We start from the raw sequence: 16,310 nt of genomic DNA, 5'->3' as shown, positions 1-16,310 counted from the left end.
GCCAGTAGAGTAGCAACGAGTCAGGACTGATGAAGACGTTATCTCCCACAGTAATCACATTACCCTGGTGTCAGGACGCCGCTGAACGCTATTTTTCGACCTTAAGCCATCTGCCCTGGGCGATGCTGTTGCATTCAGGTCATGCCGATCATCCGCATAACCGTTTTGATATTCTGGTCGCCGACCCTGTAGCGACCCTGGTTACGCGTGCACAGGAGACTATGGTCAAGGACAGGCAAGGCATTTTGCGCACGCTTGATGACCCGATGGCAGTATTATATTCAACGCTAACCGCTCAGGCTATTCAGCCTGATTATCATCCCGACCTCCCGTTCCAGGGCGGCGCACTGGGTTTGTTTGGCTACGATCTGGGCCGCCGCTTTGAATCGCTGCCAAATATTGCCGAACGCGATATCGCCTTGCCGGATATGGGCGTCGGTATCTATGACTGGGCGTTGATTGTCGATCACCAGCTACAGACTGTATCACTGCTTAGCCATAGCGATGTGCATGCCCGTCTGGCGTGGCTCGAAAATCAACTGCCGCCGGTACGCGAGCCATTTACATTAACGTCGGCATGGCACTCGAATATGAGCCGTGAGCAATACGGCGAAAAATTTCGTCAGGTGCAGCACTATTTGCACAGCGGCGACTGCTATCAGGTCAACCTGGCCCAACGTTTTCAGGCGCAATATCAGGGAGATGAATGGCAAGCGTTTGTGCAGCTCAATCGCGCTAACCGCGCGCCATTCAGTGCGTTTATACGCCTGGAAGACGGCGCAATCCTCAGTCTGTCACCGGAACGCTTTATTCAACTGGAAGATCAGCATATCCAGACTCGCCCCATCAAAGGTACGCTACCCAGACTGGACGATCCTGATGCCGATCGCCAGCAAGCCGACAAGCTGGCAAATTCGCCAAAGGATCGGGCGGAAAACCTGATGATCGTCGATTTGATGCGTAACGATATCGGCCGCGTCGCCGTGCCCGGCTCGGTACAGGTTCCGGAACTGTTTGTGGTTGAACCCTTCCCGGCCGTACATCATCTGGTCAGTACCATTACCGCGCGTTTACCAGAGTCATTGCATGCCACCGACCTGCTGCGTGCCGCCTTCCCTGGTGGCTCCATCACCGGCGCGCCAAAAGTGCGGGCGATGGAAATTATCGACGAACTGGAGCCGCAAAGACGCAACGCCTGGTGCGGCAGCATTGGTTATCTGAGCTTTTGCGGCAATATGGATACCAGCATCACCATTCGCACACTGACAGCCACAAACGGACAAATTTATTGCTCCGCTGGCGGTGGCATTGTTGCAGACAGTCAGGAAGACGCGGAGTATCAGGAAACGTTTGATAAAGTGAATCGTATTTTGCACCAACTGGAGAACTGACACGTGGAATACAGCAGCCTGACGCTTGATGATTTTTTATCGCGCTTCCAACTCCTGCGCCCGCAGGTCAATCATGCCGCGTTAAACCAGCGCCAGGCCGCCGTACTGATCCCTGTCGTACGCCGTGCGCAGCCGGGATTGCTGTTAACCCAGCGATCCGTTCATCTGCGCAAGCACGCCGGACAGGTCGCCTTTCCCGGCGGTGCGGTGGACAGCAGCGATGCTTCATTGATTGCCGCCGCCCTTCGCGAAGCGCAGGAAGAAGTGGCGATCCCACCTTCTTGCGTTGAGGTGATTGGCGTGCTGCCACCGGTCGACAGCGTTACCGGATTTCAGGTCACGCCAGTGGTAGGTATTATCCCGCCAAATTTACCGTATCGCGCCAGTGAGGATGAAGTGTCTGCAGTGTTCGAAATGCCGCTGGCGCAGGCCCTGCATTTAGGTCGCTATCATCCTTTGGATATCTACCGTCGCGGTGATTCACATCGTGTATGGCTTTCCTGGTATGAGCACTATTTCGTCTGGGGAATGACCGCCGGAATAATTCGTGAGCTGGCGCTGCAAATTGGCGTCAAGCCCTGACTATACTTATCTTTACGCACGCCATAGACAACTTGAAACTCAGGTCACAACATTAGTAAAACCGCGGTTATCTATTAGTTTAATTCATGTGAATAGTTAAGCCGATCGCCGCGTTCCCTCTTACACTATGCGCAGTTATAACATCGTTACTGGAAAGCCCAGTCGCCCTGTAGGAGTATTATCGTGATTAGTCTATTCGACATGTTTAAGGTGGGGATTGGTCCCTCATCTTCCCATACCGTAGGGCCTATGAAGGCGGGTAAACAGTTCGTCGATGACCTGGTCGAAAAAGGATTACTGGACAGCGTAACCCGTGTTGCCGTCGACGTGTATGGTTCACTGTCGCTCACGGGTAAAGGTCACCACACCGATATCGCCATTATTATGGGTCTGGCGGGCAATGAGCCTGCTACCGTGGATATTGACAGCATCCCCGGATTTATCCGCGACGTAGAAACGCGTGGCCGCCTGCTGCTTGCGCAGGGGCAGCACGAAGTGGATTTCCCGCAGAATGACGGCATGCGTTTTCACAACGGCAACCTGCCGCTGCATGAAAACGGGATGCAGATCCATGCGTACAATGGCGAAACCGTCATTTACAGCAAAACGTACTATTCCATTGGCGGTGGGTTCATCGTTGATGAAGAACATTTTGGTCAGGATGCAACGAATGAGGTCAGCGTACCTTATCCGTTCAAATCCGCCACTGAAATGCTGGAATACTGCAACAGCACCGGTTTGTCTCTCTCTGGCATGGTGATGCAGAACGAACTTGCGCTGCACAGTAAAAAAGAGATTGAAGAGTACTTTGGCAACGTCTGGCAGACCATGCAGGCTTGTATCGATCGTGGGATGAACACCGAAGGCGTGCTGCCGGGTCCGCTGCGCGTTCCTCGCCGTGCCTCCGCCCTGCGTCGTATGCTGGTTTCCAGCGACAAGCTCTCCAACGATCCGATGAACGTGATCGACTGGGTGAACATGTTCGCGCTGGCGGTTAACGAAGAAAACGCCGCGGGTGGTCGCGTTGTAACCGCGCCAACCAACGGTGCCTGCGGGATCGTGCCTGCAGTACTGGCCTATTACGATCATTTCATCGAGTCCGTCAGCCCGGATATCTACACCCGTTATTTCCTGGCGGCGGGGGCAATTGGTGCGTTGTACAAGATGAACGCCTCTATCTCTGGCGCCGAAGTAGGCTGTCAGGGTGAAGTCGGTGTGGCATGCTCCATGGCTGCTGCAGGTCTGGCTGAGCTACTGGGCGCGAGCCCTGAGCAAGTGTGTGTTGCTGCCGAGATCGGTATGGAGCACAACCTGGGCTTAACCTGCGATCCGGTTGCCGGACAGGTGCAGGTTCCGTGCATCGAACGTAACGCTATTGCGTCCGTGAAGGCGATTAACGCCGCACGTATGGCGATGCGCCGCACCAGCGCGCCACGCGTCTCGCTGGATAAAGTCATTGAGACCATGTACGAAACAGGTAAAGACATGAACGCCAAATACCGCGAAACGTCACGCGGTGGTTTGGCAATCAAAGTTCAATGTGACTAATACTTAATTTTCGCCCATCTGCGACGGATGGGCGAATTTGCCCCTTCTCGCTCGTCTACTGTAATTTTCCCCACTACACTTGCTCTGTTGCTGTTGGCTTCTGTGACCAACGGCTTATCGGGCGGCCCGCATGCAAACAGCACAACGGATCATTCAAAACTATCGCCGTAATCGCTTAATCGTCTGCACAATATGTGCACTACTGACGCTCATCCTCACATTAACGGTCCGATTTATTTCGGAGCGTAATATAAATCACCGTTACACCGTCACCTTTGCTAATCATGCCGTAGAGGCACTGGATGATGTGCTGCTCCCACTGCAGGCCGGGCGCGATATACTGCTCCCGTTGATTGGTCTTCCCTGCTCTGTGGCGCGTTTACCTTTGAGCAAGCATGCTGCCAGGCTACAAACAGTGCGCTCTATCAGTCTGATTCAGGGGGGGATTCTTTATTGCTCCAGTATCTTTGGCTATCGCAATGTGCCTATCCGCCAAATTCAACCTGAATTACCGAGCCGGGAGGCGCAACTGCTGTTGTCCACCGACCATTCGCTGATTAAAGGTAGTCCCATTCTGACGCAGTGGTATCCGGCCTCCGCGGATGGCGAAAATGGGGTGCTGGAAATCGTCAATATTGATTTATTATCGACCATGCTGCTGGAACCCCAGCCACCGCAAATCACCAACGCCAGTTTAACCGTCGGCAACCGGCACCTGCTCTACGGACAAGGTGTTGTCGAGACCTTGCCTGCACTGAACGATGAAAAACGTTATCAGCTTTCATCGCAACATTTTCCCTTCACGATCAGCGTCACCGGCCCTGGCGCCAGTGAATTGGCGATAAAACATCTGCCGACACAACTGCCGCTGGCGGTGATCCTGAGCCTGTTGGTGGGATACCTTGCCTGGCTGGCAACCGCCAGCAGAATGAGTTTTTCCTGGGAGATTAATCTGGCTCTCGCGGCACACGAGTTCGAGTTGTTTTGTCAGCCACTGCTGAACGCGCAGACCCAGCAATGTATGGGTGTAGAAATTCTGTTGCGCTGGAACAACCCACGTCAGGGCTGGATTTCGCCGGAAGTGTTTATTCCTATCGCCGAAGAGCACAACCTGATTGTCCCTCTTACCCGTCATGTCATCGCAGAAACCATTCAGCAACGACACGTTTTTCCGATGAGTAGCCAGTTTCATATCGGTATCAATGTTGCCGCCAGCCATTTCCGCCACGGTACGCTGTTAAAAGACCTTAATCAGTACTGGTTCAGCCAGCATCCCATCCAGCAACTGGTTATAGAACTGACCGAACGCGATGCCTTACTGGATGTGGATTATCGGATCGTGCGCGAGTTGAATCGCCTCGGCGTTAAGCTGGCGATTGACGATTTTGGTACCGGAAACAGCTCGCTCTCCTGGCTGGAAAAATTGCGCCCGGATGTGCTGAAAATTGATAAATCATTTACTTCGGCGATCGGAACCGACGCCGTGAATTCAACCGTCACAGACATCATTATCGCGCTGGGAAAAAGGCTGAATATCGAACTGGTGGCTGAAGGCGTAGAAACGCAGGCACAGGCGCAGCATTTACGCCGTCATGGCGTACATATCTTGCAGGGTTTTTTGTATGCCAAGCCGATGCCGCTTCGTGATTTTCCCAAATGGCTGGCGGGCAGCACGCCGCCGCCCGCCAGGCATAACGGGCACCATATCATGCCCATTATGCCATTTCGCTAACCCCGTTTACTCGTCTTCGTCGTGAGCGGGTTGTTCTTTAACAATGCGAACTAAATCCACACGATAGTCATTAGCTTCGACAATCGTAATGCTCAGCGGTGCAACCTCAATAACATCACCTACACGCGGGATGTGACCGTTAGCCGCAATCACCAGCCCTGCTACGGTGGCGATGTCTTCGTCCTCATCCACCAGCGTATCCACGTCCAGCGCCTGTTGCAGCGCGTGCAGATCGGTTCCCCCTTTCACCAACCAGCCACCGGCGTCAGCAATGATTTCAGGGGTTTCGTCGGCATCCGGGAATTCACCTGCGATCGCTTCTAATACGTCCAGCGGTGTTACCAGCCCCTGCACCACGCCAAATTCGTTAGTGACGATGACAAAGCTACCGCGGGCACGACGCAGCACGCCTAGCAGATTAATCGGGTCGAGCGTTTCCGGGACGACAATTGCCGGCGAGGCAGACGCAATCGCTGCAACATCCACGCCGTCTTCCAGCGCCACCAGCAGCTCTTTAGCACGCACGATACCGATAATTTCATCAAGTTCACCGCGACACACCGGGAACAGGCTGTGTGGAGAAGAAAGCAACTGTTCGCGAATTTCCGCTACGCTCAGATCGGCGTCGACCCAACTAATTTCACCACGAGGTGTCATGATGCCGCGTAATGAACGGGATGCCAGTGAGAGAACACCGTTGATCATATAGCGTTCTTCTTCCACAAACGCGCCTTCCGGGACCGGAACAGGAACCGGATTGTCGGATTCCATCTGCACGCTGGCCTGACGTTTACCCCCCATCAGACGCAAGATTGCATCCGCAGTCCGCGCACGCAGCGGCAGAGTCGACTGGTGGCGAATAAAGTTACGACGGGCAATCTGGTTAAACAGTTCGATGATAATTGAGAAGCCAATCGCCGCATACAGATAGCCTTTCGGAATGTGGAAGCCAAACCCTTCGGCAACCAGGCTCAAACCGATCATCAGCAGGAAGCTCAGACACAGCACCACCACCGTCGGATGTTGGTTCACAAATCGCGTCAGCGGCTTCGATGCCAGCAGCATCACCGCCATCGCAATAACCACCGCCGCCATCATCACCGGCAGATGGTTGACCATACCGACGGCAGTAATGACCGCATCCAGCGAGAACACCGCATCGAGGATAACAATCTGCGTCACCACGACCCAGAAGCTCGCATAGCCTTTTGACTGCCCGGTATCATGTTCACGGTTTTCCAGCCGCTCATGCAGCTCTGTCGTAGCCTTGAACAAGAGGAAGATACCCCCCAGCAGCATAATCAGATCTCGCCCGGAAAACGCGTAGTCCATGACCGTAAACAGCGGTTTTGTCAGCGTCACCATCCACGAAATCACGGACAACAAGCCCAGACGCATAATCAGCGCCAGTGACAAACCAATGAGGCGCGCTTTATCTCGCTGTTTCGGTGGCAGCTTATCGGCAAGAATTGCAATGAAGACCAGGTTATCGATACCCAGAACAATTTCGAGAACAACAAGCGTGAGCAAACCCACCCAAATCTGCGGGTCCATTAAGAGTTCCATGACAAGCTCCTGCTTAAGGAATGATCAAACTGCGCCCTGAACATCTCAGGCGTTAAAGCAATATGCAGATAAAGTTTGTGGCAAAAAGTGCCAAACTGACAGGCTTGATACGGCCTAAAGGTGAAATGACGTCGGTGACGATCCATATGGTGGGCTACTGCCCTATACTCCTGAGTAATTAAACAGATGCTAAACATAACAGAGGCAACCGGTTTTTAGCAAAGATTTACCTTCCTTTGCAATAAGTTGTTTCGGAGATATTTCACCCTTCGAAATTTCTTCTGATCGGAAGTTAAATTACGGATCTTCATCACATAAAATATTTTTTTCGATATCTAAAATAATTCACGAAAATCATAGGTTTTTCTTTGTAACCCTTATCTGAATCGATTCGATTGCGGACGAGCGATTCAAAATGCATCTTCACGTTGATGTGTTAACGATAATAAAGGAGGTAGCAAGTGACCATTGCTATTGTAATAGGCACACATGGTTGGGCTGCAGAGCAGTTACTTAAAACAGCAGAGATGTTGTTAGGCGAGCAGGAAAACGTCGGCTGGATCGATTTCGTTCCAGGCGAAAATGCCGAAACGCTGATTGAAAAGTATAACGCTCAGTTGGCAAAACTGGATACCAGTAAAGGCGTGCTGTTTCTCGTTGACACATGGGGAGGCAGCCCGTTTAACGCTGCGAGCCGCATTGTTGTCGATAAAGAGCATTATGAAGTTATCGCAGGCGTGAACATTCCCATGCTGGTAGAAACCTTCATGGCGCGTGACGACAACCCCAGCTTCGATGAATTAGTCGCACTGGCGGTTGAAACGGGTAGCGAAGGCGTAAAAGCGCTGAAAGCAAAACCTGTTGAAAAAGCCGCTCCTGCCCCCGTCGCAGCACCTAAGGCAGCGGCACCCGCGAAACCGATGGGCCCGAACGACTATATGCAGATCGGCCTCGCACGTATCGATGACCGTTTAATCCATGGTCAGGTGGCAACTCGCTGGACCAAAGAAACCAACGTAACGCGCATTATCGTCGTCAGTGATGAAGTTGCTGCTGATACCGTGCGTAAGACGTTGCTGACTCAGGTCGCACCGCCAGGCGTTACCGCACATGTGGTTGATGTCGCGAAAATGATCCGCGTCTATAACAACCCGAAATACGCCGGTGAGCGTGTAATGCTGCTGTTCACCAACCCGACCGATGTAGAACGCATCGTTGAAGGTGGCGTAAAAATTACCTCTGTTAACATTGGCGGCATGGCATTCCGCCAGGGGAAAACGCAGGTAAACAACGCGATTTCGGTGGATGAAAAAGACATCGAAGCCTTCAAGAAACTCAACGAACGCGGTATTGAGCTCGAAGCCCGTAAGGTTTCTACCGATCAGAAACTGAAAATGATGGATTTGATTGCCAAGGCGAAATAACCACCTGGCATTTACTTAGTTTTCACACTTAAGTCTGTATAGCAATAGGAGAAGTACAATGGAGATTACCACTCTTCAGATTGTGCTGGTGTTCATCGTCGCATGTATCGCGGGTATGGAGTCGGTACTCGATGAATTTCAGTTCCACCGTCCATTGGTGGCCTGTACGCTGATTGGTGCCGTTCTAGGGGATATGAAAACCGGTATTATCATCGGTGGTACCCTGGAAATGATCGCTCTGGGCTGGATGAACATCGGTGCTGCGGTTGCGCCTGATGCTGCACTGGCTTCCATTATCTCTACCGTTCTGGTTATTGCGGGTCACCAAAGTATCGGTGCAGGTATCGCGCTGGCGATACCACTGGCAGCAGCAGGCCAGGTTCTGACCATTATCGTTCGTACCATCACCGTAGCATTCCAGCACGCGGCGGATAAGGCGGCCGAAAACGGCAACCTGACGGCGCTCTCCTGGCTGCACGTTTCCTCCCTGTTCCTGCAGGCTATGCGTATCGCTATCCCGGCGGTAATCGTAGCGATTTCTGTCGGTACCAGTGAAGTTCAGAGCATGCTTAATGCCATTCCGGAAGTCGTGACCGGCGGCCTGAACATCGCAGGCGGTATGATCGTGGTGGTTGGTTATGCGATGGTCATCAACATGATGCGCGCAGGCTACCTGATGCCATTCTTCTACCTCGGCTTCGTCACCGCGGCATTTACTAACTTCAACCTGGTTGCTCTGGGTGTGATTGGCGCAGTAATGGCGATCCTCTACATTCAGCTGAGCCCGAAATATAACCGCGTAGCCGGTGCGCCTGCTGCGGCGGCTGGCAATAACGATCTCGATAACGAACTGGACTAGCAGGTGAGCGAAATGGTTGATATGACTAAAACTACCACCGAGAAAAAACTCACTCCGAGTGACATTCGTGGCGTGTTCATTCGTTCTAACCTGTTTCAGGGTTCATGGAACTTCGAACGTATGCAGGCGCTGGGCTTCTGTTTCTCCATGGTACCGGCTATTCGCCGCTTGTATCCGGAAAACAACGACGCCCGTAAGCAAGCTATCAAGCGTCACCTGGAATTCTTTAACACCCATCCCTATGTAGCGGCACCGGTTCTGGGCGTTACACTGGCAATGGAAGAACAGCGTGCGAATGGCGCAGAGATTGACGATGGTGCTATCAACGGTATCAAAGTTGGTCTGATGGGACCGCTGGCAGGCGTGGGCGACCCGATTTTCTGGGGTACCGTACGCCCGGTATTCGCCGCGCTGGGTGCAGGTATCGCGATGAGCGGTAGCCTGCTTGGGCCACTGCTGTTCTTTATCCTGTTCAACCTGGTACGTCTGGCAACCCGTTACTACGGCGTGGCATACGGCTACCGTAAAGGCGTAGATATCGTTAAAGATATGGGCGGCGGCTTCCTGCAGAAACTGACTGAGGGAGCGTCAATCCTCGGCCTGTTTGTCATGGGGGCCTTGGTTAACAAGTGGACGCACGTGAATATCCCACTGGTGGTCTCCACCATCACCGGTCAGGATGGCCAAACGCGCGTGACCACTGTGCAGACAATCCTTGATCAGCTGATGCCGGGCCTGGTTCCTCTGCTACTGACCTTCGCCTGTATGTGGCTTCTGCGTAAGAAAGTGAACCCACTGTGGATCATCGTTGGCTTTTTCGTCATCGGTATCGCGGGCTACGCTGTCGGCCTGCTCGGCCTGTAAGACTGTTGTACATCACCGGGGGCTTGCCCCCGGTTTTTCTATTTAGAGGGTTGAGGATTCATGACTATCACGGACCTGGTGCTGGTTCTATTTATCTTTTCGCTGCTGGCGTATGCCATTTACGATCAGTTCATCATGCCCCGCCGTAATGGCCCCACTCTACTTACTGTTGCCCTGCTTCCACGCAGTCGAGTCGACAGCGTTATCTTCATCGGTTTGATTGTTATTCTGATCTACAACAACATCACCAGCCACGGCGCGCAATTTACCACATGGTTATTATGTGCACTGGTGTTAATGGGGTTGTATCTGTTCTGGATCCGTACGCCTAAAATTATTTTCAAACAAAAAGGTTTTTTCTTCGCCAATGTCTGGATTGAATATGACCGAATTAAAGAGATGAATTTATCAGAAGACGGTGTGCTGGTGATGCAATTAGAGCAAAGACGATTGCTTATTCGCGTACGAAATATAGACGACCTGGAGAAGATATATAAACTTCTCATTTCAAACCAATAGGTTACAAATATATCCCGAACTATGTTTTTTATATCTCAGTGAAAAATAAACATAGCTAAGGCTATATTTCTCCGCCCATATGTTATTTAATTTAACGTTTTATCTATAAATAAATCTAAATGAAAATTGTTTTCATTTAGAAGTCAAATAATATTTCTGCGTTTCTTGTTTTATATTCCCAAAATATGTTAAGGTTGCGCCCGTCGTTGGGGAGTAGCCGATTTCCAGACTCCGGAAATGTACGTGTCAACATACTCGTTGAAAAACGTGGCACGTACGGACTGAACATCACGTTTAGTCAGGCGAGACCATAGGCACATCAACTGCAATGCATATTTGAATGGCTCTGTATAGACAATGGGTCCGCTCAGTGTGCATGGTTACTGGGGGCAGTGATGTGTTTTATGGAATACCCCGGTCAGGACGCTGTTATGAATCTCACCGCTACCGTTCTTCTCGCTTTCGGCATGTCGATGGATGCTTTCGCCGCATCAATTGGCAAAGGCGCCACCCTGCATAAACCCAAATTTTCTGAAGCATTGCGCACCGGACTGATATTCGGTGCAGTTGAAACGCTTACGCCGCTGATTGGCTGGGGCATGGGGATGCTGGCCAGCAAATTTGTGCTGGAGTGGAACCACTGGATCGCCTTCATTCTGCTGATCTTTTTAGGCGGGCGAATGATAATCGAAGGTTTTCGCGACAACGGTGATGAAGAGGAAGAGCCGCAGCGCCGTCACGGTTTCTGGCTGCTGGTCACCACTGCCATTGCGACCAGTCTCGACGCGATGGCCGTCGGGGTGGGTCTGGCCTTCCTGCAGGTCAACATTATTGCCACAGCGCTGGCCATCGGCTGCGCCACATTGATTATGTCCACGCTCGGCATGATGATTGGTCGTTTCATTGGCCCAATGCTGGGCAAACGAGCTGAAATTTTGGGTGGGGTGGTGCTGATTGGTATCGGTGCCCAGATCCTCTGGGCACACTTCCACGGTTAATTCAGACGCTGCCAGACATGAATACTAAAGTCGGTCTGGCAGTCAAACGTCGTTTTCCCCGCTAACGTTTCCCACACTTCCGGCTTTGCCCGCCAGGCGAACGGCGTCATTTGCAGTAACGCAACGGCCTCGCTGCCCTGAAGCTGCATCTGATATCCCAGCGCAATACTCTGTTGCAGAACAAAACCGTCCAGTTGCTCTGTGTGTGGCGCATGCAAACGCACCTCATCATAAATCAGCCCTTTCAGTTCCATTAAATGACGCGGTCCCGGCGTGGCAGTGATCACCCATCCACCCGGTTTAACCACGCGAGCCAGCTCTTGCGCTTTACAGGGCGCATAGATCCGGATGATGGCATCCATTGACTCGTCTGCGAACGGCAGACGATGGCTGGAGGCAACGCAAAAGGTCACCTGCGGATAGCGTCTGGCTGCGGCTTTAATTGCCACTTTGGAGACGTCAAGACCAAAGGTTGTACAGCCCGCCAGCACATCGGCAAACGCGTGAGTGTAGTACCCTTCCCCACAGCCGATATCCAGGATCGTCGCATCGTCTGAAATCAGCCTCTGCTTGAGCGCATCCACAATCGCATCGCGTAGCGGCTGATAGTGACCAGCATCAAGAAATGCCCGGCGCGCCTGCATCATTTCCGCACTGTCACCCGGATCGCGAGACCGCTTATGCTGAACAGGCATCAGGTTAACATATCCCTCTTTCGCCACATCAAACTGGTGTCGCTCCGGGCAGACAAAACTGTTATTCGCTTGAGTAAGAGGCTGGTGGCAAAGAGGACAGGAAAACGACATGACAACTCCGGCAGGTGGCTTAAGGGCGCAAGTGTAACGCGAATTGCGCCCTGGGAAAATAACTTACAGCGACGGCGAGGATACGCTGCTGCCGTGCATCACCAGCAGATGATCGGAGTCAGCAGGCATGCCGTCCGGTTTGACGTTTTCCAGACGCAGAACATCGCCCATAATCTGGCTGAAGACCGGCGCGGAGACGGCTCCCCCATAGTAAGCACCGTTTTGCGGGTTATTAATCACCACGACCAGCGCGAATTTTGGATCGCTCGCTGGCGCAACCCCTGCCGTATAAGCCACGTATTTATCGACATATTTACCGTCATCACCAATTTTCTTTGCCGTCCCGGTTTTCACCGCAACACGGTAATCCCTCACCGCAGCCTTGGTCCCACCGCCGCCGGGTAGCGCGACGCTTTCCATCATATGTTCAACCTGATGCACCAACGCCTCCGGCATCACCCGCGTACCTATCACTGGCGGATCGATACGCGTAATAGAAAGGGGGCGGTAAATACCAAAACTGCCGATGGTGGCATAGACATGCGCCAACTGGAGCGGCGTCACCATTAACCCGTAACCGAATGCAAAGGTCGCCCGGTCCAGATCGCTCCAGTAACGTCGCTGAGGCATTAAACCGCTACTTTCTCCGGTTAGCCCCAGCCCGGTTGGGTCGCCAAAACCAAAGCGTTTATAGGTATCCAGCAGTTTCTGTACCGGCATTGCCAGCGAAAGGTGCGACACACCGGTATCGCTTGATTTCTGCAAAATACCGGTAAGCGATAGCTCCGGGTAAAATCCGACATCGCGGATGCGATGTCCATCGAGATTAAAAGGATGGGTATCAATGACGCTATCAGGCTGCACAATCCCTTGCTGCAGAGCAGTCATGATCACCAGCGGTTTAACGGTTGAACCGGGTTCAAAGGTGTCGCTAATTGCACGGTTGCGAAAATCATCCAGCACCGCGCCATCACGGTTATTGGGATTGAAGTCGGGAAAGCTTGCCATCGACAGGATTTCGCCGGTGGCAATATTGACCAGCACCGCGGCTCCAGATTCCGCTTTATTCCATGTTACGGCATTGTCCAGCGCATCTTCAGTCACCGTCTGCAAGCGCTCATCAATACTGAGCTGCAATTCGTGCGCGGGGACCGGCATCACTTCCGTGATATTTTCAATCACATGCCCGAACTTGTCTTTGCGCACAAGGCGAGAGCCGGGTTTACCCATCAACTGGCTGTTGAAACTTTTCTCCAGGCCTTCAATACCTTGTCCATCAATGTTCGTAAAGCCGATAAGATTTGCCGCCACATGGCCTGCGGGATAGAAACGGCGGGATTCTTCGCGCAGATTAATCCCCGGGAGATTAAGATCATCGACCCACTGCGCCTGCTGAGGAGAGATCTGGCGCGCCAGATAAATAAAGCGGCCAGATGGATTGCTGTTAACACGTTCAGCCAGCGTGCTGAGTGAAATATGCAGGGTCTTCGCCAATGCCTGCCAGCGTTCGTTATAGCCAACGCCACCTTTGCTGACAATCGTCTTCGGATCGGCCCAAACTGCATTCACCGGCACGCTTACTGCGAGAGGACGTCCTTCTCTGTCGGTAATCATCCCACGCGGTGAGGCGATTGTGACTTCACGTAACGAACGCATATCCTCCTGCTTGACCAGGCTCGTTGGGGTGACAATTTGTAACCAAGCAACCCGACCAAGCAACAATCCCAGACTCAACAGTATTGCCACACAAAGCAGGGCAAAACGTACGGGAGTAAAATTGCGCGCATCGCCGTCGTTTTTCTTTTTCACCGGGGCTCCAGCAAGATAGTTTTTCAGGTGACTGATTTAACGGGAATTGCCGGGAGAAAGCGGGAAAAACAATGCTACGAACATCGCGCCTTTGCAACAAAGCGCTAATGGAGAGGCATTCAGAAATATTTTGACGTAATTTGAATTAAAAAGCCCCGCATAAGCGAGGCTTTATATCTGAATTGGTTGCGCCTGAGCGCTTCAAATCAGTGGTATCGATCAGATAGCTGTTACGTTAACAGCAGCCGGACCTTTCTGGCCGTCCTGAATTTCGAACTCAACGTTCTGGCCTTCAGCCAGAGTTTTGAAGCCGTTACCCTGGATAGCGGAGAAGTGTACGAACACATCTTTGCTGCCATCAGCCGGGGTAATGAAACCAAAACCTTTAGACTCGTTGAACCACTTAACTTGACCTTTAATCTTTGCCATTTGCAAAATTCCTTAGAGTATTTTCTTCGCCCGCAGGCATAACATAGATAAAACTGAGACATTACTGCTTGAGGCACTAATATAAGGTTCGGCAGAGAAGCGGTATTCAACGTCAACGTGTTTACTCAGGACTTCTTTACTGAAAATGCCACACATAAACAGAACTGTACCTCGTTTAACCCAAACCGTGTTATCACATACAACGTTAATAATGGCAAGCCATTTTTAAACGTGTCTCGATCGGTCGCACAAATCCCGCAGTTCATCAAACAACAACTGCACAGTTATGCGCCAGGCCGAGTAGAGATATATCCTCGCCTCTCTCCCCTTGCCCCGGCTGGCCTGCGCCGTAGCATGGACTTTCTACCATAGCTCATCAGGTTCAACTGTTCCAGATTATCTGTCACAGCCTCTGCCAGATATCATTTTTTATGCTTAGTAATGCATAAAATATCACAAGCGTAAAAATGAGATCGGCATTCTGGTTTTGCACCAAAATAATGAAAGAATGATGACAATGCACAAAAAAAGTAAGAGAAACGTTTCGCTGATAATAAAACGATCGGTATCACAAAAATGACACAATCATATTATTAATCTATGGATAATTATATTTATGTCAAACCAGAGATAAGATATTAATTGGTCAGAGCATCTGGAAAAATGCAGGTTCCACGTGTGTCGGCGCAGTAATTGCCGGATTGTTGCAGAAGAAAATAATCTGATATCGTTGACGACAGGATGAAGCATCTGAGGATAGCATCTACAGACTCTCACCCTGTCTTTCTGTTTACTACCGTTCGGCTACCAGACGAATGATGTCATCATCTTCATCCTGAGTTTGCACCGCGGTAGGCTCTTCTGCTTTTTCCGGTTCGTTAGCTTCACAAAGACGACGGAGCAATACGTTCTGTCGTTTTTGCTGATCCAACAACGCCTCAAGCAGTTCAATCTGCTCGTTAGTACGCGAACTTGCCCGATTGATGAAAAACCACAATACAAGCCCGATAACCAGAACCACCACCGATACCACTAAAGACGCAAAACTCAACGCGCCAGAATTCAAAACTTCGTTCATTTCACCACCTCAATGTAGACAGCGTAGTTTACCATTGCCGCACAAGAAGGTAATCAACTGTTACTGAAATGCGCTTACCAGGGAATAAATTTATTGATGGCGCAAATTCCGCTGAAAAATTGTACGTCCTGATCGCACATGATGTTGAACACCTGCGCCCACATCAGTATGCATACCAGCACGACAACTATCAGGACCACCCATCGAATTTTTTTCACTCCAACTCCACTCTCCGAATCTACAGCCTATGTTGATAAATTATCATGAGTTACCTAAACCCTAAGTTAACTGTAACGGCATTAAATGTTTTTAGGAATGATTCACTTGTTTCATCCCATGTACAGGCTAATCTAATAATAACGAGAAAAGATAAGAGGTTGTAATGCGTTTGATTATCCGCGCTATTGTATTGCTCGCTCTGGTTTGGATCGGTTTATTACTGAGTGGCTACGGCGTTTTGATAGGAAGTAAGGAGACTGCGGCAGGTCTGGGCCTGCAAGGTCAATATCTGACCGCCCGCGGGACCAGCACCGCGCAATACGTCCATACCAACAGCGGCATCATTGGCCTGTCAGATTGCCCCCTGTTGAGGAAAAGCACCGTCGTTATCGATAATGGTTAATATAGCAGCAAAAAATCAGTACGTTATTCGCTCCGGCGACGACGGCAGATCGTAAAAAACCCGATACGCCGTATCGGGTTTTC

At 51.3% G+C, this 16,310-nt stretch carries 18 protein-coding genes and 1 riboswitch; of the genes, 10 read left to right on the top strand and 8 right to left on the bottom strand.

Annotation, left to right across the window (positions count from 1 at the left end; genetic code table 11):
• The first annotated feature begins 29 nt into the window (after positions 1-29).
• From pabB to SK32_RS03815, 4 genes are all read left to right on the top strand, one after another.
• Positions 30-1,391 (top strand): aminodeoxychorismate synthase component 1, encoded by a 1,362-nt coding sequence (pabB, locus tag SK32_RS03830; protein WP_048211409.1) that lies wholly within the window; start codon positions 30-32, stop codon positions 1,389-1,391.
• 3 nt (positions 1,392-1,394) lie between these two features.
• Positions 1,395-1,973, top strand: a complete 579-nt coding sequence (locus SK32_RS03825; RefSeq protein WP_048211408.1) for a CoA pyrophosphatase — start codon at positions 1,395-1,397, stop codon at positions 1,971-1,973.
• Between the two features lie 183 nt (positions 1,974-2,156).
• The gene (gene sdaA, locus SK32_RS03820; protein ID WP_048211407.1) at positions 2,157-3,521 is read left to right on the top strand and encodes an L-serine ammonia-lyase; all 1,365 of its coding nucleotides are present in this window, start codon (positions 2,157-2,159) and stop codon (positions 3,519-3,521) included.
• A gap of 130 nt (positions 3,522-3,651) precedes the next feature.
• Positions 3,652-5,253, top strand: a complete 1,602-nt coding sequence (locus SK32_RS03815) for an EAL domain-containing protein (RefSeq protein WP_048211406.1) — start codon at positions 3,652-3,654, stop codon at positions 5,251-5,253.
• Between the two features lie 6 nt (positions 5,254-5,259).
• Here the strand turns inward: SK32_RS03815 and yoaE are convergent, their stop codons facing one another.
• Both yoaE and SK32_RS26670 read right to left on the bottom strand, forming a co-directional pair.
• Positions 5,260-6,819: a CNNM family cation transport protein YoaE gene (gene yoaE, locus SK32_RS03810; RefSeq protein ID WP_048211405.1), complete on the bottom strand. Its 1,560-nt coding sequence runs from the start codon at positions 6,817-6,819 to the stop codon at positions 5,260-5,262.
• Entirely contained in the window at positions 6,807-6,965 is a 159-nt protein-coding gene (locus SK32_RS26670; protein WP_371747004.1) for a protein YoaL, read from the bottom strand. Before SK32_RS26670 ends, yoaE begins: the two co-directional genes overlap by 13 nt.
• Positions 6,966-7,280: 315 nt before the next feature.
• On the opposite strand from SK32_RS26670, the gene manX reads away from it, so the two are divergent.
• The 5 genes from manX (at position 7,281) to mntP (ending at position 11,483) form a co-directional block, all read left to right on the top strand.
• Positions 7,281-8,243, top strand: a complete 963-nt coding sequence (gene manX / locus SK32_RS03805; RefSeq protein ID WP_005122176.1) for a PTS mannose transporter subunit IIAB — start codon at positions 7,281-7,283, stop codon at positions 8,241-8,243.
• A 58-nt stretch (positions 8,244-8,301) separates the two neighbouring features.
• Complete coding sequence (locus tag SK32_RS03800; protein WP_003021004.1) at positions 8,302-9,102, top strand: PTS mannose/fructose/sorbose transporter subunit IIC; 801 nt, start codon at positions 8,302-8,304, stop codon at positions 9,100-9,102.
• A gap of 12 nt (positions 9,103-9,114) precedes the next feature.
• Entirely contained in the window at positions 9,115-9,966 is an 852-nt protein-coding gene (locus SK32_RS03795) for a PTS mannose transporter subunit IID (protein ID WP_003833769.1), read from the top strand.
• Positions 9,967-10,026: 60 nt separating this feature from the next.
• Positions 10,027-10,485, top strand: coding sequence for a DUF986 family protein (locus SK32_RS03790; protein WP_005122172.1), 459 nt, complete (start codon positions 10,027-10,029; stop codon positions 10,483-10,485).
• 196 nt (positions 10,486-10,681) lie between these two features.
• Positions 10,682-10,785: riboswitch (yybP-ykoY riboswitch) on the top strand.
• 131 nt (positions 10,786-10,916) lie between these two features.
• Positions 10,917-11,483 (top strand): manganese efflux pump MntP, encoded by a 567-nt coding sequence (gene mntP / locus SK32_RS03785; RefSeq protein WP_003021013.1) that lies wholly within the window; start codon positions 10,917-10,919, stop codon positions 11,481-11,483.
• Here mntP and rlmA read toward each other — a convergent pair.
• The 6 genes from rlmA to mgrB form a co-directional block, all read right to left on the bottom strand.
• Positions 11,480-12,289, bottom strand: coding sequence for a 23S rRNA (guanine(745)-N(1))-methyltransferase (gene rlmA, locus SK32_RS03780; protein WP_048211404.1), 810 nt, complete (start codon positions 12,287-12,289; stop codon positions 11,480-11,482). The genes mntP and rlmA overlap by 4 nt on opposite strands.
• Before the next feature lie 63 nt (positions 12,290-12,352).
• The gene (gene ftsI / locus SK32_RS03775; protein WP_048211403.1) at positions 12,353-14,098 is read right to left on the bottom strand and encodes a peptidoglycan glycosyltransferase FtsI; all 1,746 of its coding nucleotides are present in this window, start codon (positions 14,096-14,098) and stop codon (positions 12,353-12,355) included.
• A 219-nt stretch (positions 14,099-14,317) separates the two neighbouring features.
• Positions 14,318-14,527, bottom strand: coding sequence for a transcription antiterminator/RNA stability regulator CspE (gene cspE, locus SK32_RS03770; RefSeq protein ID WP_001062678.1), 210 nt, complete (start codon positions 14,525-14,527; stop codon positions 14,318-14,320).
• A 12-nt stretch (positions 14,528-14,539) separates the two neighbouring features.
• Positions 14,540-14,683 (bottom strand): DUF2627 domain-containing protein, encoded by a 144-nt coding sequence (locus tag SK32_RS24245; protein ID WP_003034983.1) that lies wholly within the window; start codon positions 14,681-14,683, stop codon positions 14,540-14,542.
• 637 nt (positions 14,684-15,320) lie between these two features.
• A complete protein-coding gene (locus SK32_RS03765) occupies positions 15,321-15,605 on the bottom strand; it encodes a YebO family protein (RefSeq protein WP_048211402.1) in 285 nt (94 codons plus the stop codon).
• Between the two features lie 74 nt (positions 15,606-15,679).
• The gene (gene mgrB, locus SK32_RS03760) at positions 15,680-15,823 is read right to left on the bottom strand and encodes a PhoP/PhoQ regulatory lipoprotein MgrB (protein ID WP_003034977.1); all 144 of its coding nucleotides are present in this window, start codon (positions 15,821-15,823) and stop codon (positions 15,680-15,682) included.
• A 164-nt stretch (positions 15,824-15,987) separates the two neighbouring features.
• Between mgrB and SK32_RS03755 the strand changes: the two genes are divergently transcribed.
• Positions 15,988-16,227 carry a YobH family protein gene (locus tag SK32_RS03755; protein ID WP_048211401.1) on the top strand — a complete coding sequence of 80 codons (240 nt, stop codon included), beginning with the start codon at positions 15,988-15,990 and terminating at the stop codon, positions 16,225-16,227.
• The last annotated feature ends 83 nt before the right edge of the window (positions 16,228-16,310 follow it).

The sequence above is a fragment of the Citrobacter sp. MGH100 genome, assembly GCF_001034465.1.
In the GTDB taxonomy this organism is placed as follows: domain Bacteria; phylum Pseudomonadota; class Gammaproteobacteria; order Enterobacterales; family Enterobacteriaceae; genus Citrobacter; species Citrobacter youngae.
Note: the sequence above shows the minus strand (reverse complement) of the source record. Positions and strands in the feature narration are given on the sequence as shown.